Genomic DNA, 14108 nt, shown 5'->3' with positions numbered 1-14108 from the left:
AGCGGTGGTGGAAAGAGGGCCCGCCCTGAAGAGTGCCCCGATGGCCCCGCCCCGCCCGCCCGCCGCGACCGCCCCGCGACCGGGGTCGCCCGCATGACCGGCAAGTCCTCCGGTGGCAAGTCCTCCAGCGGCAAGCCTGCTGCCGGCAAGCTCGTGGCGGTCGCCAACATGAAGGGCGGCGTCGGCAAGACCACCAGCGTGGTGATGCTGGCCGACGCGCTCGCGGCCGGGGGTGCCTCGGTGCTGGTGATCGACCTCGATCCGCAGGCCAGCGCGTCGGTGTGCTTCGCCGGCGACGGCATCCTGGCCGAGATGATCACCGGCGGGCGCACGCTCGACTATTACCTCGGCCTGCGCATCGTCGACCGCGACAAGGCCGCCCTGCCGGACTTCATCCGCGACTACGTCTCCAGCACCACCCATCTCGGCGAGCCGCTGCCGATCTCGCTCCTCGCCTCCGGCCCGTCGCTGCGGGTCGTCGAGCGCGAGATCATCTACGCGCTCACCAAGCGCCAGTTCTCGATGCACGCCATCGAGGGCCACCTGTGGAAGCTGTTCCAGGAGGATTTCGCGCCCCTGCGCGAGCTTTACGACTACGTGCTGTTCGACTGCGCGCCCGGCATCTCGCCGATGACCGAGGTGGCGATCCGCGCGAGCGACCTCGTGGTGGTGGCCTGCATCTCGGACTTCCTCTCCACCTACGGCCTCAAGGCGTTCTACGAGACGATCTGGGGCGTCGGCAGCGCCTCCGAGAGCATGCTGGCGCCGAAGAAGCCCCCGCACGTGCTGATCACCCGCTGGCAGAACACCAAGCAGCAGGCGACCACCTACGCCACCTTGCGCGAGAGCGCCGCTGCGGAAGGGGCGCGGTTCCGATTGTTCAGGACCCGGGTGCCGCAATCGGCGGCGCTGGCGAACGCGCTCACCCTCGAGTATCAAACCTTCGCCAACAAGTATCGCGACGCCACCCGCGACCTGATCGGCGAGGTGATCACGCCGGTGGTGGCCGAACTGAAGGAGGCCCTGGATGGCGCTTGAGATCGACGGCCTCGCGGTCCTGTGCGCGATCGCGGAGGCGCCGGAGGCCTTCCCGGCGATCCGCAGCGACGTCACCAAGGCCGCCCACGCGCTGGTGACGAAGCAGCTGAAGGCGAAGACCCTCGACCTTCCGGGCCTGCGCGCGGTGCGCGAGGCGCTCGGGCCGCAGCCCCTGGCGCTGATCGTCGACGGCCTCAAGGACGCCGAGGTCAAGGCGCTCGCCACCCGCCTCGACAAGCACCACCCGGAGCTCAAGGACGGGCCGGCCGTCACGCATCGCCGCCACCTGCTGGCGCTCGCCGCCGACCGCGACCCGGTGGCGGCCCCGGCGGCGAAAGCGAAGCCCGCCAAGGCGCCGGCGAGAGGCAAGGCCGCTGCGAGGCCGACCCCGGCGCCGGCCCCCGAGGCGCCGCCCGTCGCCGCCGCGCCGGAGCCGGCACCGCCCGCCCGCGCGGCACCCGCGAAGGCGCGCCCTCCCGCCGGTGGCCAGACGGGCCCCACCGACGCCCTGGCCTCCGCCGCCATGACGGCGCGCCCGCCCCGGCGGCCGCGCCAGCAGGAATGACACGATTTCTGCTCGGTCCGTCCGAATCTCGGCCCGCCCGAACGAAGGGAGGGCGCGGTTTCCCTCCTCTCCCCGCCCGCGGGGAGAGGAGATTCCCCGCGCTTCATTGGATCGACGTGATCCGGCCTGGATGACCGATCCGTTGTGCGGGGTCATCCGCGTTCTTAGCTGACGAAACGAACGATCCCGGAGGAGCGCCCGATGGCCAAAGGTTCCGATCTGCTCGTGGCCGCCCTCGAGAACGAGGGCGTGGACCGGATCTTCGGCATCCCGGGCGAGGAGAACCTCGACGTCGTCGAATCCCTGCGCACCTCCGGGATCGAGCTGGTGCTGACCCGCCACGAGCAGGCGGCGGCCTTCATGGCGGCGACGCACGGACGGCTCACCGGGCGGCCGGGCGTCTGCATCTCGACGCTCGGGCCCGGCGCGCTCAACTTCACGACGGGGGCCGCCTACGCCCATCTCGGCGCGATGCCGATGCTGATGATCACCGGCCAGAAGCCGATCATGAGCGCCCGCCAGGCCCGGTTCCAGATCGTCGACGTGATCGCGGCGATGCGCCCGCTCACCAAGATGACGCGCCAGATCGTGTCGGCCGCCTCGATCCCCACCATCGTGCGCGACGCCTTCCGGGTTGCCACCGAGGAGCGGCCCGGGCCGGTCCATCTCGAGCTGCCCGAGGACATCGCCGCCGAGGAGGCCGACGTCGCCCTGGTGCCGCCGCACCCGATCGACCGGCCGGTGGCGAACCCCGCCGCGATCGAGCGCGCCGCCGCGATGATCCTGCAGGCGCAGCGCCCGTTGATCATGATCGGGGCGGCCGGCAACCGGCCGCGCCTCGTCGAGCCGCTCTCCGACTTCGTGCGCCGCACCCGGATCCCGTTCTTCAACACCCAGATGGGCAAGGGCGCGGTCACCGGCGGCTCGAACCTCTACGTCGGTACCGCGGCGCTCTCCGAGCGCGACTACGTCCACGAGGCGATCGACAGCGCCGACCTGATCGTGTCGATCGGCCACGACACCGTCGAGAAGCCGCCCTTCCTGATGGGCCGGGTCGCGGGTGGCCCGCGGGTGATCCATGTCGGCTACGTCTCGGCCAGCGTCGAGCAGGTCTTCCACCCCGACGCCGAGGTGGTGGGCGACATCGGCGCGACCGTCACGGCGCTCGCCGACCGCCTCGGAGGGCGGCTCGATCCGGAGCCCGGCCTGCTCGCGATGCGCCAGAGCATCCTCGCGCGGATCAACGACCGGGCCGAGGAGGACCGCTTCCCGGTGACGCCGCAGCGCCTCGTCCACGACGTCCGGGCGGTGATGCCGGAGGACGGGATCGTCTGCCTCGACAACGGCATGTACAAGATCTGGTTCGCCCGCAACTACCGCACCCACGTCGCCAACACGCTGCTCCTCGACAACGCGCTCGCCACGATGGGCGCCGGGCTGCCCTCGGCGATGATGGCCAAGCTCGTCCATCCGGGACGCCGGGTGCTGGCGGTCTGCGGCGACGGCGGCTTCATGATGAACAGCCAGGAGCTCGAGACGGCGGTGCGCCTCGGCCTCGACCTCGTGGTGCTGGTGCTCGACGACCGGGCCTACGGCATGATCCGCTGGAAGCAGGCGGTCGACCGCTTCCCCGATTACGGCATGACCTTCGGCAACCCGGATTTCGTCGCCTACGCCGAGTCCTACGGCGCCCGGGGGCACCGCGTGACCTCGGCCGAGGCGCTGGCGCCGACCCTGGAGGCCGCCTTCGCGGCGGGCGGGGTGCACCTCGTCGCGGTGCCGGTCGACTATTCCGAGAACACCCGGGTGCTGGTCGAGGAACTCGGCGGCCGCGCCCCCCAGGTCGAGCCCGGCTAGGGCCGTGGACGCGCCCGTGTCCCGCCGGCACCGGCGCGTCGCCGGCGCGCTCCTGCTGCTCGCCGCCGCCGGCATCGCCGCGTCGGCCCCGGTGCTCTTGCCGGCGGCGGACCAGGCCTGGCGCCTGCGCGCGGCCGCCGACGACCCGGCCGCCATCGCCTCCCTGCGCCTGAAGGGGGCCGCCGACGCGGCGCGGATCGACGCCGGCATCGACGCGGCCGTGGAAGCCGGCGACGACGAGCTGGGCCGCAGCTTCCTCGCCCTCGCCGACGCGCAGGGCGTCCCGGTCGCGCCCGAGCGGCGGGCCCGCGTGGAGGCGCTGGCGGCGAGCGCGCCGCGCCGGGCGCTCGGGGAGGCCGCCGCCGGCTTCGTCAGCGGGGAGGGGGCGGGACTGCCCGGCCTCGCCGGGGCGATGGCGGGCGACCTCGTCGGCTACGGCGACCTGCGCGACCTGTGGCGCGAGGGCGGGCGGCTGTCGCGCGGCGAAGCCTACGACCCGCTGCTCCTCGGGCTCGCCGCCGCCGGGCTGGCGCTCACCGGCGCCACCATCGTGTCGCTCGGCACCAGCGTCCCGGTTCATGCCGGCACCACGACCCTGAAGCTCGCCGCCCGCACCGGCCGGCTGTCCCGGCCGCTCGCCGCGCGGCTCACCCGCAGTGCCGGCGCGGCGATCGACCGCGAGGCCTTGGGCGTCGCCGCCGCGGCGGCCGGCCGTCTCGACCTCGCGGCCCTGCGCCAGGGGGCGAAGGGCGTGCTGCGGCCCGCCGCTTTCCGGGAGATCGGGGCCGTGGGCGAGCAATCGGCCCGGATCCAGGCCCGGCTCGGCACGCGCGGCGCCCTGCAGGCCCTGTCGGTGGCGGAGAACGCCGACGACCTGCGCCGGGTCGCGCGCCTGTCCGAGGGGATGGGCGGGCGTACCCGGGCGGTGCTGGCGCTGCTCGGCCGAGGCGCCCTGGTGCTCGGATCGGGGCTGCTGGCGATTCTCCAGGGGATCTGGCTCGGCCTCGCCTGGTTCCTGGCCGCCGCCCTGTTCTGCCGCCGGGCCGGCACCGCCCTCGGCCGCCTGATCTGGCGCCGCCCGCGCCGTGCCCGCGCAGCGGCCCCGCGGCCGGCCCCCGCCGCCGCCTGACCGCATCGCGTCGACGTCTCGCGGCCATGCGCCGGAGCCGGCAGATCCGGCCGCCGGCCCGCGCGATGACGGGGACCGCCTTCCCCTGCGTTCACGGTGGATGGATCGCGTCGATCCCGGATCTCGACCGGCGGATGACCGATCGACGTCCCGCACGACGACGCAGCGGCACCCGCCTGTATCGATATCGACCTTTCGGCGCGCGGCGTTGCTCGGCCTTGCCGTTCCGCCCGGCTCCGCCCCTCTCCGAACGGGTGAGGCCAATCCCGACCGGGCTGTGCCAAAACGCACCGAGATCAAGCATCCATACCGGCAGTATCAATCATGTCGGCTCTAACTTGCGCGTTTGAGCCGCGAGAAACAGTCTTGTGCGATCGAGTTTTTGGTACCTATATGGATCAAGGCGGGTTTCGGACCGCCAGACCGCGGGGATTTGCCGGAGGGGGCGAAGATGCACGCGCGTGGAAGCGATGGGTTCACTCGCCGTGAACTCGACCTGAGAGGGTTCGGGCGGAGCGATGACGGGCGGCGGCGCAGCCGCGTCACCGGGACCACCGCCCCGTGACCGCCTGGCAGCCGGCGGCGGCGGCCGCCCTCGACGCGCTCGCCCTCGCGGTGCTGGTGGTCGACCGGCAGGGACACATCCTCCATGCCAACCGGGAGGCGGCGGATCTCCTCGACCGGCCCGCCGGGGCCCTGACGGGCAACCAGGCGGCCGGAGGCTCCGAGGCCAGAGCCCTCGACGCCGACGGTCTCGACGTCAGGCGTCCGGGGGCGCGGATCCTGTGCGCGCGGCGAGCGGAGGGCCGGTCGCGGCTCCACGCCCTGATCCAGGCGGCCTGCGACGGCCGCCCCGGCGAGGCCGGCGGCTTCCTGCAGCTCGAGGGCGGTGCCGACGAGCCGGGCGTCTCGGTCTGCGTCTCGCCGCTGGTCGAGGCCGAGGCGCCGGGCCGGGCCCTGGTGGTGGCCCGCCTGCTGCGGGTGCAGGGGCGGATCGAGGTGCAGCTGCGGACGCTGTTCGGCCTCACCCGCGCCGAGTCGCAGGTCGGGGCGGCGCTCGCCCGCGGCAGCTGCCTCGCCGACCTCGCGGCCGAGCTCGGCATCAGCGTCACCACGGCGCGCACCCACGTCGCCCGCATCTTCCTGAAGACCGGCACCCGGCAGCAGAGCCAGCTCGTCGCCCTGGTGGCGGCGGTGCAGCTGCCGGTGGCCTGCGCCGCCGACGCGGCGCCGGCACCTCACGCCCTGAGGTCGAGCCGGTAGGCGTAGGCGTCGCCGCGAAACAGGCCCTCGACGTACTCGATCATCCGGTCGTCGCGGGCGTAGGAGCGGCGCTTGATCAGCAGGCAGGGGAGGGGTTGGGTGAAGCCGAACACCGCGCACTCGGCCTCGTCCGGGGTCGCCGCCTCGATGGTCTGGCGGCAGCGCACCAGGGCGGCGCCGTGAGCGCCCAGGAACGCATAGACCGAGCCGCCGAGATCGCCCTCGGCCAGGGCCGGCACCGCCGTGAGGTCGTACCACGCCACCTCCCGCGACAGCGGCATGCCGTCGCCGCAGCGGATGCGCACCAGCTTCAGGAACGGCGCCGTGGAGGGGAGGCCGAACAGCGAGGCGATCGAGCGGTCCTGGACCACGCGCCGCTCGACGACCTGCGTCGAGGGCACGCGGCCGAGCTCGTGCATCTCCTCGGTGAAGCCCTTGAGCCGGTCCATGCCCGGGCTGAGCCGGGTGCGCCCGGCGGCGACGATGAAGCCGTGCCGGCCATGCGCCGTGAGGTAGTGCTGCCGGCGCAGGGAATCGTAGCAGCGCTGCACCGTGGTGCGGCTGACGCCGAGGGCCTCGGCGAAGGGGCGCTCGGCCGGCAGCGTGGTGCCGCCCGCCACGATGCCCTCCTCGATCAGGCCGCGCAGCTGCTCCTCCAGCTGCTGGTAGAGCGGCCGGGCGGTGTCGTGGCGCAGCCGCACCAGGCTCACGAGGGCAGGAGGGCCCGGGCCGGCCCCGGACGGGTGTTCGGGCATCGGCGGATCAGCCGGTGCGGCGGCCACGCGGGGGCGCGGCGGGACGGAGAAGCAGCGGGAGCATCAGCATGGCGGCCAATCCGGCTCTCTTCGTCCTCGGCAGTTTCGTGGTCGCCTGTTCTGCCACGGTTGAACGCCTGCCGCGAGCCGGCGAATCCCTGCAAGCACAGGCTTTCCTGGTCGAGCCCGGCGGCAAGGGCCTGAACCTCGCGGTCGGCGCCCGGCGTCTCGGCGCGACGGTCGACGGGCTGCTGGCGATCGGGGAGGACGTCCTGTCGGCCCTGGCCGAGCCGGCGCTGATCCGGGCCGGCCTGCCGCCGGGCATGCTGCGCCGCTTCCCCGGGCCGACCGGGGCCGGCATCGGCTTCACCGACGCGGCGGGCGAGAACTGCCTCGCGGTGCATCCCGGGGCGAATGCCCGGCTCGGGGCCGGGGCGGTGCGGGAGGTCGCGGGGCGGATCGCCGCCGCCGCCCTGGTCCTGGCGCAGTTCGAGGCCGGCGACGAGGCGGTGGCGGAGACCTTCCGGATCGCCCGGGGCGCCGGCGCCCGCACCCTGCTCAACCCGTCGCCGTTCCGGCTGCCCGGGCCGGAGATCCTGCGGGAGACCCGGATCCTGGTCGTCAACGCGGTCGAGGCCGCCGCCTTCGCGGCCGCCCTCGGCCTTCCGGTCCCGGAGGCGGAGGCGACGGCCTTCGCGGCCTTCGCCCGGGCGCTGCACGCGCGCGGGCCGGACCTCGTCGTCGTCACCCTCGGGGCGGGCGGGGCGGTGGCGTTTCCGGCCGGCGGCGGGGCGCAGGTCCAGCCGGCCTTTCCGGTCGCGGCGGTCGATACGCTGGGGGCCGGCGACGCCTTCACGGCCGGTCTCGCGGTCGGCCTCGCCGAGGGGCGCCCGCTGCCCGAATGCCTGCGGATCGCCGCGGCCTGCGGCGCCTGCGTGGTGCGCCGGGCGGGCGTGTTCGACGCGCTGCCGGAGCGGACCGCCGTCGAGGCGATGCTGGCGGGCGCGTGAGCGACGGTTAGCCGAACAGGGTGGTGAGCAGGGAGCCCGCCACGGCGACCGCCGCCAGGACGAGGATGAACCGGATGTCGTCGAATCGCTGTCTGAGCATGGCCGGGCCTCCCCGTTGCGTGGTCGATCGGTGTCTAAGGCGGCGGGAGCGGCGCGGCTGTGCGCCGCCGCACGGCGGCGGGGCGCAGGAAGACCACCGCACGATTGCACGGTGATTGCGTCGGCCGGTAAAAATCGAGGTTGGGCGAGCCGGATCCCGTCCACTCCGTCCGACGGCACCGGAGAAACGTCCGGGAAGGACGCGATTCCCACGGCCGCCGGCCGGCTTGGCCGTTGACAGAGGCGCCTGCACCTAAGAAAAAAGGCCACACGCGAGGTGTGGCCCAAGTCTAGGGAGGAAACGCCCAAAGAGGGCAGCAACGCCGCGACGCCATCGCCGCGTTGCCCGACTAGAACTAAGCCCTGCCCGCTTCGCTGGCAAGGGCTCACTCGCGTTTTGTGGCATTCGCGACGCAGGTGATGCGCCGATGCAACTCACGCGGGTCCCAGGGCGCAGGGGACCCGGCCCGGGCCTGCCGCGTTGCGCTCTCGCCCGTTTCGGGGACCATGCCGGGAGTTGCCGCGATGACGCCGACCGAGCCCGCCACGCGGCCGATTCCCGTCCGCGGCCTGACCCTCAACCTGGCCGAGGCCGGCCCTGAGGACGGGCCGCTCACCGTGCTGCTGCACGGCTTTCCCGAAACCTGGTGGGGTTGGCGGCACCAGATCGGCCCGCTCGCGGCGGCCGGCCTACGGGTGGTGGCGCCGGACCAGCGCGGCTACGGCCAGTCGAGCCGGCCCGACGGCCTCGCCGCCTACCACCTCGACCGCCTCGCCGACGACGTGATCGGCCTCGCCGACGCGCTCGGTCGCGACCGGATCCGCCTCGTCGGCCACGATTGGGGCGGCCTCGTCGCCTGGTGGACGGCCGCGCGCCATCCCGACCGGCTCGAGCGGGTGGCGATCCTCAATGCCCCGCATCCGGACGTCTTCGGCGCCTATGCCCGCCGGCACCCGAGCCAGATGCTCAGGAGCTTCTATGTCGGGCTGTTCCAGATCCCGGGCCTGCCCGAGGCGATGCTGCGCGCCGGCGACTGCGCCGCCCTGCGGCGCGCCCTGACCGGATTGAGCCGGCCGGGCGCCTTCTCGGTCCACGACCTCGACCTCTACGCCGCCGCCTGGCGCCGTCCGGGGGCGATCACCGCGATGCTGAACTGGTACCGGGCGCTGCGCCTGCCCCGGGACCCGGCCCCGGAGCCGATCCGGCCGCCGGTCCTCGTGCTGTGGGGCGAGCGTGACACCGCCCTCGAACGCGGCCTCGCCGCCGAGAGCCTGCGGCTCTGCCGGGAAGGGGCCCTGCGGTACTTCCCGCAGGCCACCCACTGGCTCCAGCACGAGGAGCCGGCGGCGGTGAACGCCGCCCTGATCGGGTTCCTGGCCGCCCCGGCCGGTCCTCAGGCCTGATCGCCGAACAGCAGCCGCTGCGTCGCCGCGGTCACGTCGTCCTGCCGCATCAGGCTCTCGCCGACCAGGAGGGTGCGGATGCCGGCCCGGCCCAGCACCTGCGCGTCGGCGTGGCCGCCGATGCCGCTCTCGCCGACCAGGATCCGGTCCTTGGGCACCAGCGGGCTCAGCCGCACGGCGTTGTCGAGGGAGACCTCGAAGGTGCGCAGGTCGCGGTTGTTGACGCCGATGAGCCGCGTGCCGAGGGGCAGCGCGCGCGCCAGCTCGGCCTCGTCGTGGACCTCGATCAGCACGTCCATGCCGAGGTCGTGGGCGGTCTCGACGAGGGCGGAGGCCTCCTCGTCGTCGAGGCTCGCCATGATGACCAGGATGCAGTCGGCGCCCCAGGCCCGGGCCTCCACCACCTGGTAGGGCTCGAACAGGAAGTCCTTGCGCAGCACCGGCAGGCCGCAGGCGGCGCGGGCCGCGATCAGGTAGTCCGGCTTGCCCTTGAAGGACGGCTCGTCGGTGAGCACGGACAGGCAGGTGGCGCCGCCGGCCTCGTAGGCGCGGGCGAGCGCCGGCGGGTCGAAATCCTCGCGGATCAGGCCGCGGGACGGCGACGCCTTCTTGATCTCGGCGATCAGCGCGAAGCGATCCTGGGCCACATGCGCAGCGATCGCGTCGGCGAAGCCGCGCGGCGGGTCGGCCTTGGCGGCGCGCTTCTCGAGCTCGGCCAGCGGCACGCGCAGCTTCGCGGCGGCGATCTCGCGCCGCTTGTAGGCCTCGATATGGGCGAGCACGTCGGCCGGGCGCGGCCGGGCCTCGTCCTCTCGCGACGTCGTATCGGTGTCGGACAAGGCCGTGTCCTCCCCTCGGGAGCGTGTCGGGGGTCGATGGGGTGGTGGAACGCCGGGAGCTCTACGTGGTCGAGACGACCGCCAGGCGCTCCAGGACCGCCCTGGCCGCACCGGTCTCGATCGCCTGGACGGCGCGCGCGACACCGTCCTGCAGGCTGTCAACGCGCCCGGCGACCATCAGGGCCGCTGCGGCATTGAGGACGCCGATGTCGCGGTAGGGGGTGCGGGCGCCGTCGAGCACCTCGCGCAGCGCCGCCGCGTTGTGCGCCGGATCGCCGCCGCGCAGCTCCTCGGCTTGCGCGAGGCGCAGGCCGAGTTCGCGCGGGTCGATGGTGAAGCGGCGGATGGCGCCGTCCTCCAGGGCCACCACGGCGGTCGGACCGGTCGTGGTGATCTCGTCGAGGCCGTCGGAGCCGTGCACGGTCCAGACCCGGCGGCTGCCGAGCTCGGACAGCACCCGGGTCATCGGCTCGGCCAGCGAGGGGGCGTAGACGCCGAGCAGCTGGCCCGAGACCCCGGCCGGGTTGCAGAGCGGGCCGAGCACGTTGAACAGCGTCCGGGTGCCGATCTCGACCCGCACCGGCGCGACGTGGCGCATCGAGGCGTGGTGCGCCTGGGCGAACATGAAGCACAGGCCCGCCTCGGAGAGGCAGCGGGCGAGGTGGTCGGGCGTCAGCCCGATGCCGACGCCGAGCGCCGCGAGCACGTCGGCGGCGCCCGAGCGCGACGAGGCGGCGCGGTTGCCGTGCTTGGCCACCGGCACGCCGCAGGCCGCGGTGACGATCGCGGCGAGCGTGGAGACGTTGTAGCTGCCCGAATGGTCGCCGCCGGTGCCGACGATGTCGATCGCGCCCTCGGGCGCCGCGACGCGGGTCATCCGCTCGCGCAAGGCGCTCGCGGCACCGGTGATCTCGTCCAGAGCCTCGCCGCGGACGTGCAGGGCCATCAGGAAGGCGCCGGCCTGGGCGTGCGTCACCTCGCCGGAGAGGAGGTGGTCGAAGGCGCGGCGCGCCTCCTCGCGCGTCAGCGCGGCGCCCGTGGCGACCTTCGCCAGGTAGGGCTTGAACGAGTCCATGACGATAACGAGCCTGATCTCAGCGCGGGTGTCGGGCCGGGTCCGTCAATGCACATCTCGGCCGCGCTTGTCACCCCGGGCTGTCGCATTCCAGGACGCGGCAAGCTCGAGGAAATTGCGCACCATGGTCTCCCCGTGCTGCGACAGGATGCTCTCGGGGTGGAACTGCACCCCGTGCACCGGCCGCGCGGCATGCTCGAGCGCCATGATGAGCCCGTCGGCCTCCGCCGTCACGACGAGGTCCTGCGGGCAGCTTCCCCGCTCGACGATGAGCGAGTGGTAGCGCGTCGCCGCGAACGGGCCGTTGATGCCGCGAAACAGCCCGGTCGCCCGGTGCTGCACCTGCGAGACCTTGCCGTGCATCGGGGCCGGCGCCCGCACGACGTCGCCGCCGAAGGCCTGGCCGATCGCCTGCAGGCCGAGGCAGACCCCGAGCATCGGGATCTCGTCGCTCAGGTCCCGCACCACGTCGAGGCACACCCCGGCCTCGCTCGGCCTGCACGGCCCCGGCGACAGCACCAGGGCGTCGGGGGCGCGCTGGCGGATCTCCTCGACGGTGATCGCGTCGTTGCGCACCACCTCGATCGATCCGGCGAGCGGCCCGATCAGGTGGACGAGGTTCCAGGTGAAGGAATCGTAGTTGTCGATGACCAGGATGTCGGACATGGGCGCCTCTCGCAGGCGCGGTGTGGGGCTTGGGGCGGCGGGAGGTCAAGGGGGCCGGGCGGCGGGGCGCGCCGCGACGTGAAAAACCCGCCCATCCCTCGCGGGACAGGCGGGTGTGAAGTCGAGGGTCCGTCCGTGGTGGAGGGTGTCGCCTATTCCCGCTCGCCGGTCAGGCTCAGCAGCATCTGGAACAGGTTGATGAAGTTCAGGTAGAGCGACAGGGCGCCGAACACCGCGAGCTTGGAAGTGGCTTCCTCGCCCCAGTTCTCGGCATACTGCTCCTTGATCGACTGGGTGTCGTAGGCGGTGAGGCCGGTGAAGATCACGACGCCGATGAGCGAGATCGCGAATTGCAGCGCGCTCGAGGCCAGGAAGATGTTGACCAGGCTGGCGATGACGAGGCCGATCAGGCCCATCACCAGGAACGAGCCCATCCGCGAGAGGTCGCGCTTGGTGGTGTAGCCGTAGAGGCTGGTCGCCCCGAACATCGCCGCGGTGATGAAGAACGTCCGGGCGATGCTGGTGCCGGTGAAGACCAGGAAGATCGAGGCGAGCGACAGCCCCATCACCCCGCAGAAGGTCCAGAACAGGGTGTGGGCGGTGGCGGCCGAGATCCGGTCGGCGCGGAACGACAGCACCATGATGAAGGCCAGCGGCGCCAGCATCACGACGTATTTGAGCGGCGTGCCGAAGAGCGGCTTGTACAGCGCCGGGGTCGAGGAGACGCCGAGCGCGACGAGGCCGGTAAGGGCCAAGCCGAGGCCCATCGTGTTGTAGACCCGCAGCATGTGCCGCCGCAGGCCCTCGTCGAAGACCGCGCCGGCGGGGGCCGCGTGGGTCTGCCAGGCGAAGGGGGTGTTCATCGGGGGAGGTCGCTCCGGGATGGGGACGGGTGAAGGCGTCAGTGCTGCAGGGCCGCCAGGGTGGCGGCGGCCCGGCCGAGATCGGGCTCGCTGCCCGATCCGCTCAGCGCGTAGGCGCCGCGTCCGGCGGTCCAGTAGACCGTCACGGCCTCCGGCGAGCGGACGATCGCCGGGGCGTGCGCCTCCGCCTCGGCGGTGCGGGTGGCGAAGAGTGCGACCTTGCCGAGGCTGCCGGCATCGATCGCGACCTCCACCCCGGCGCCGCTGCGGGCGGGGAAGATCTGCATGTCGTCGACGCGCCAGTCCGGCGGCAGGTCGGGCAGGGCGATGCCGGTCGCCGCCTCGACCTCGCGGCGGTCGTAGGCCGGGGTCGGGCGCTGCGAGGCGACGCGGGCCCGCACGAGCGCCGCCTGGCGGGCCTGCAGCGCCTCCTCGACGAAGGCCGGCGAGTGGGTCTGCGCCAGGGTGTTCTGCACGCCGAAATCGCCGGTCTCGTTGTGCAGGAGCCAGCCGGTGCCGACCAGCATGGCGATCACCGCGGCGCGCTGGAGCCGCGCGCCGATCCGGCGCCAGGTCAGGGCCCGGTCGAGCCGGCGGGCCGCCGCGGCGAGGCGCTCCGGCGTCGGGCCGGGCCGCACGGCCACGGCCTTGCCCTCGATGTCCCGCACCGGCCCGAAGGCGGCGCAGAGCGCGTCGCGGGTGTGCAGGTCCGCCATCACCCGGGCCGCCACCTCCGGCCGCGCCGCCAGGTGCTCCTCGACCTCGATCCGCCGGGCGAGGTCGAGCTGGCCGTCGATATAGGCGTTCAGGTCCGCCTCGGTGATCGGGTCCATCGTCGCCTCCGGTGAAAGCTCGCGCCGCATCACGACGCCCTCGCGGACGGGCTCCCGCCCTCGACCACGCGCAGGCGCGGTCGGCCCGGTTCCTCGGGGGCCGGCGGGCGGGCGGCGGCGCCGCTCTCGATGTTGCGCAACGCCGCGCGGGCGCGCCCGAGGCGCGACATCAGCGTGCCGATCGGGATCCCGAGCACGTCGGCGGCCTCCTGGTAGGCCAGCCCCTCGATCGTCACGAGGTGCAGGGCCTCGCGCTGCTCGGCCGGCAGGCGCTGGAACGCCTCGCGCACCTGGGCGAGGCGCACATGCCCTTCCTGGGCCGGGGGCGTGGCCTCCTCGGACATCTGCCCGAGGGCGTCGGCGTACCGCGCCTCGACCTTGCGGCGGCGCTGGTCGTCGATGAAGGCGTTGTGCAGCACCGTCATCAGCCAGGTGCGCAGGTTGGTCCCCGGACGTAAGGAGCCCTGGCGCTCGAGGGCGCGCACGAGGGTGTCGTGCACGAGGTCGTCGGCCTGGGTGGAGTCGCGCGTCAGGGACCGGGCGTAGCGCCGGAGCGGCACCATGAGGTCGAGGACGTCGGGGCGCTTGCGAAGCATCATAATGGGTGAACGTGTGCCGGGCGGTGTCTAATCCCGGGGACGGTCGTCGACGTGCAACGCGCGTTCACATCCGCGTGAGCGGTAGGGCTCCCTGACCCTCCCCCCTCTGCGGG

The 14108-nt window shown here is 73.5% G+C and carries 14 protein-coding genes; 7 read left to right on the top strand and 7 right to left on the bottom strand.

Annotated elements, in window-relative coordinates; genetic code table 11:
- The first annotated feature begins 93 nt into the window (after positions 1-93).
- From A5481_RS06685 to A5481_RS06665, 5 genes are all read left to right on the top strand, one after another.
- Positions 94-1038, top strand: a complete 945-nt coding sequence (locus tag A5481_RS06685; protein ID WP_064503838.1) for a ParA family protein — start codon at positions 94-96, stop codon at positions 1036-1038.
- Positions 1028-1603 carry a hypothetical protein gene (locus A5481_RS06680; protein WP_048437458.1) on the top strand — a complete coding sequence of 192 codons (576 nt, stop codon included), beginning with the start codon at positions 1028-1030 and terminating at the stop codon, positions 1601-1603. Before A5481_RS06685 ends, A5481_RS06680 begins: the two co-directional genes overlap by 11 nt.
- Before the next feature lie 201 nt (positions 1604-1804).
- Positions 1805-3460 carry an acetolactate synthase large subunit gene (locus tag A5481_RS06675; RefSeq protein WP_048437457.1) on the top strand — a complete coding sequence of 552 codons (1656 nt, stop codon included), beginning with the start codon at positions 1805-1807 and terminating at the stop codon, positions 3458-3460.
- A 16-nt stretch (positions 3461-3476) separates the two neighbouring features.
- The gene (locus A5481_RS06670; protein ID WP_156312193.1) at positions 3477-4589 is read left to right on the top strand and encodes a hypothetical protein; all 1113 of its coding nucleotides are present in this window, start codon (positions 3477-3479) and stop codon (positions 4587-4589) included.
- Positions 4590-5150: 561 nt separating this feature from the next.
- Complete coding sequence (locus tag A5481_RS06665; protein ID WP_048437456.1) at positions 5151-5852, top strand: helix-turn-helix transcriptional regulator; 702 nt, start codon at positions 5151-5153, stop codon at positions 5850-5852.
- On the opposite strand, the gene A5481_RS06660 is transcribed toward A5481_RS06665, so the two are convergent.
- On the bottom strand, positions 5828-6607 hold the full coding sequence (locus A5481_RS06660; RefSeq protein WP_048437455.1) for a GntR family transcriptional regulator: 780 nt from the start codon (positions 6605-6607) through the stop codon (positions 5828-5830). The two genes, A5481_RS06665 and A5481_RS06660, sit on opposite strands and share 25 nt — an antisense overlap.
- 68 nt (positions 6608-6675) lie before the next feature.
- Here A5481_RS06660 and A5481_RS06655 point away from each other — a divergent pair, with 68 nt between their 5' ends.
- Together A5481_RS06655 and A5481_RS06650 are read left to right on the top strand one after the other, a co-directional pair.
- On the top strand, positions 6676-7617 hold the full coding sequence (locus A5481_RS06655) for a PfkB family carbohydrate kinase (RefSeq protein WP_048437454.1): 942 nt from the start codon (positions 6676-6678) through the stop codon (positions 7615-7617).
- Between the two features lie 624 nt (positions 7618-8241).
- A complete protein-coding gene (locus A5481_RS06650) occupies positions 8242-9120 on the top strand; it encodes an alpha/beta fold hydrolase (RefSeq protein WP_156312191.1) in 879 nt (292 codons plus the stop codon).
- Here the strand turns inward: A5481_RS06650 and trpC are convergent.
- The 6 genes from trpC to A5481_RS06620 all read right to left on the bottom strand — a co-directional run bounded on the left by trpC (position 9111) and on the right by A5481_RS06620 (position 13992).
- Positions 9111-9959: an indole-3-glycerol phosphate synthase TrpC gene (gene trpC / locus A5481_RS06645; protein WP_048437452.1), complete on the bottom strand. Its 849-nt coding sequence runs from the start codon at positions 9957-9959 to the stop codon at positions 9111-9113. The two genes, A5481_RS06650 and trpC, sit on opposite strands and share 10 nt — an antisense overlap.
- 61 nt (positions 9960-10020) lie before the next feature.
- Positions 10021-11034, bottom strand: a complete 1014-nt coding sequence (gene trpD, locus A5481_RS06640) for an anthranilate phosphoribosyltransferase (protein WP_048437451.1) — start codon at positions 11032-11034, stop codon at positions 10021-10023.
- A 45-nt stretch (positions 11035-11079) separates the two neighbouring features.
- Positions 11080-11700, bottom strand: coding sequence for an anthranilate synthase component II (locus A5481_RS06635; RefSeq protein WP_064503837.1), 621 nt, complete (start codon positions 11698-11700; stop codon positions 11080-11082).
- A gap of 152 nt (positions 11701-11852) precedes the next feature.
- Positions 11853-12563: a Bax inhibitor-1/YccA family protein gene (locus A5481_RS06630; RefSeq protein WP_048434090.1), complete on the bottom strand. Its 711-nt coding sequence runs from the start codon at positions 12561-12563 to the stop codon at positions 11853-11855.
- Positions 12564-12601: 38 nt separating this feature from the next.
- On the bottom strand, positions 12602-13396 hold the full coding sequence (locus tag A5481_RS06625; protein ID WP_048434089.1) for an anti-sigma factor family protein: 795 nt from the start codon (positions 13394-13396) through the stop codon (positions 12602-12604).
- 29 nt (positions 13397-13425) lie between these two features.
- Positions 13426-13992, bottom strand: coding sequence for a sigma-70 family RNA polymerase sigma factor (locus tag A5481_RS06620; RefSeq protein WP_425339735.1), 567 nt, complete (start codon positions 13990-13992; stop codon positions 13426-13428).
- Between the last annotated feature and the right edge of the window lie 116 nt (positions 13993-14108).

Origin of the sequence: Methylobacterium platani (genome assembly GCF_001653715.1) — a bacterium.
In the GTDB taxonomy this organism is placed as follows: domain Bacteria; phylum Pseudomonadota; class Alphaproteobacteria; order Rhizobiales; family Beijerinckiaceae; genus Methylobacterium; species Methylobacterium platani.
This window is presented reverse-complemented; position numbering and strand designations above follow the sequence as displayed.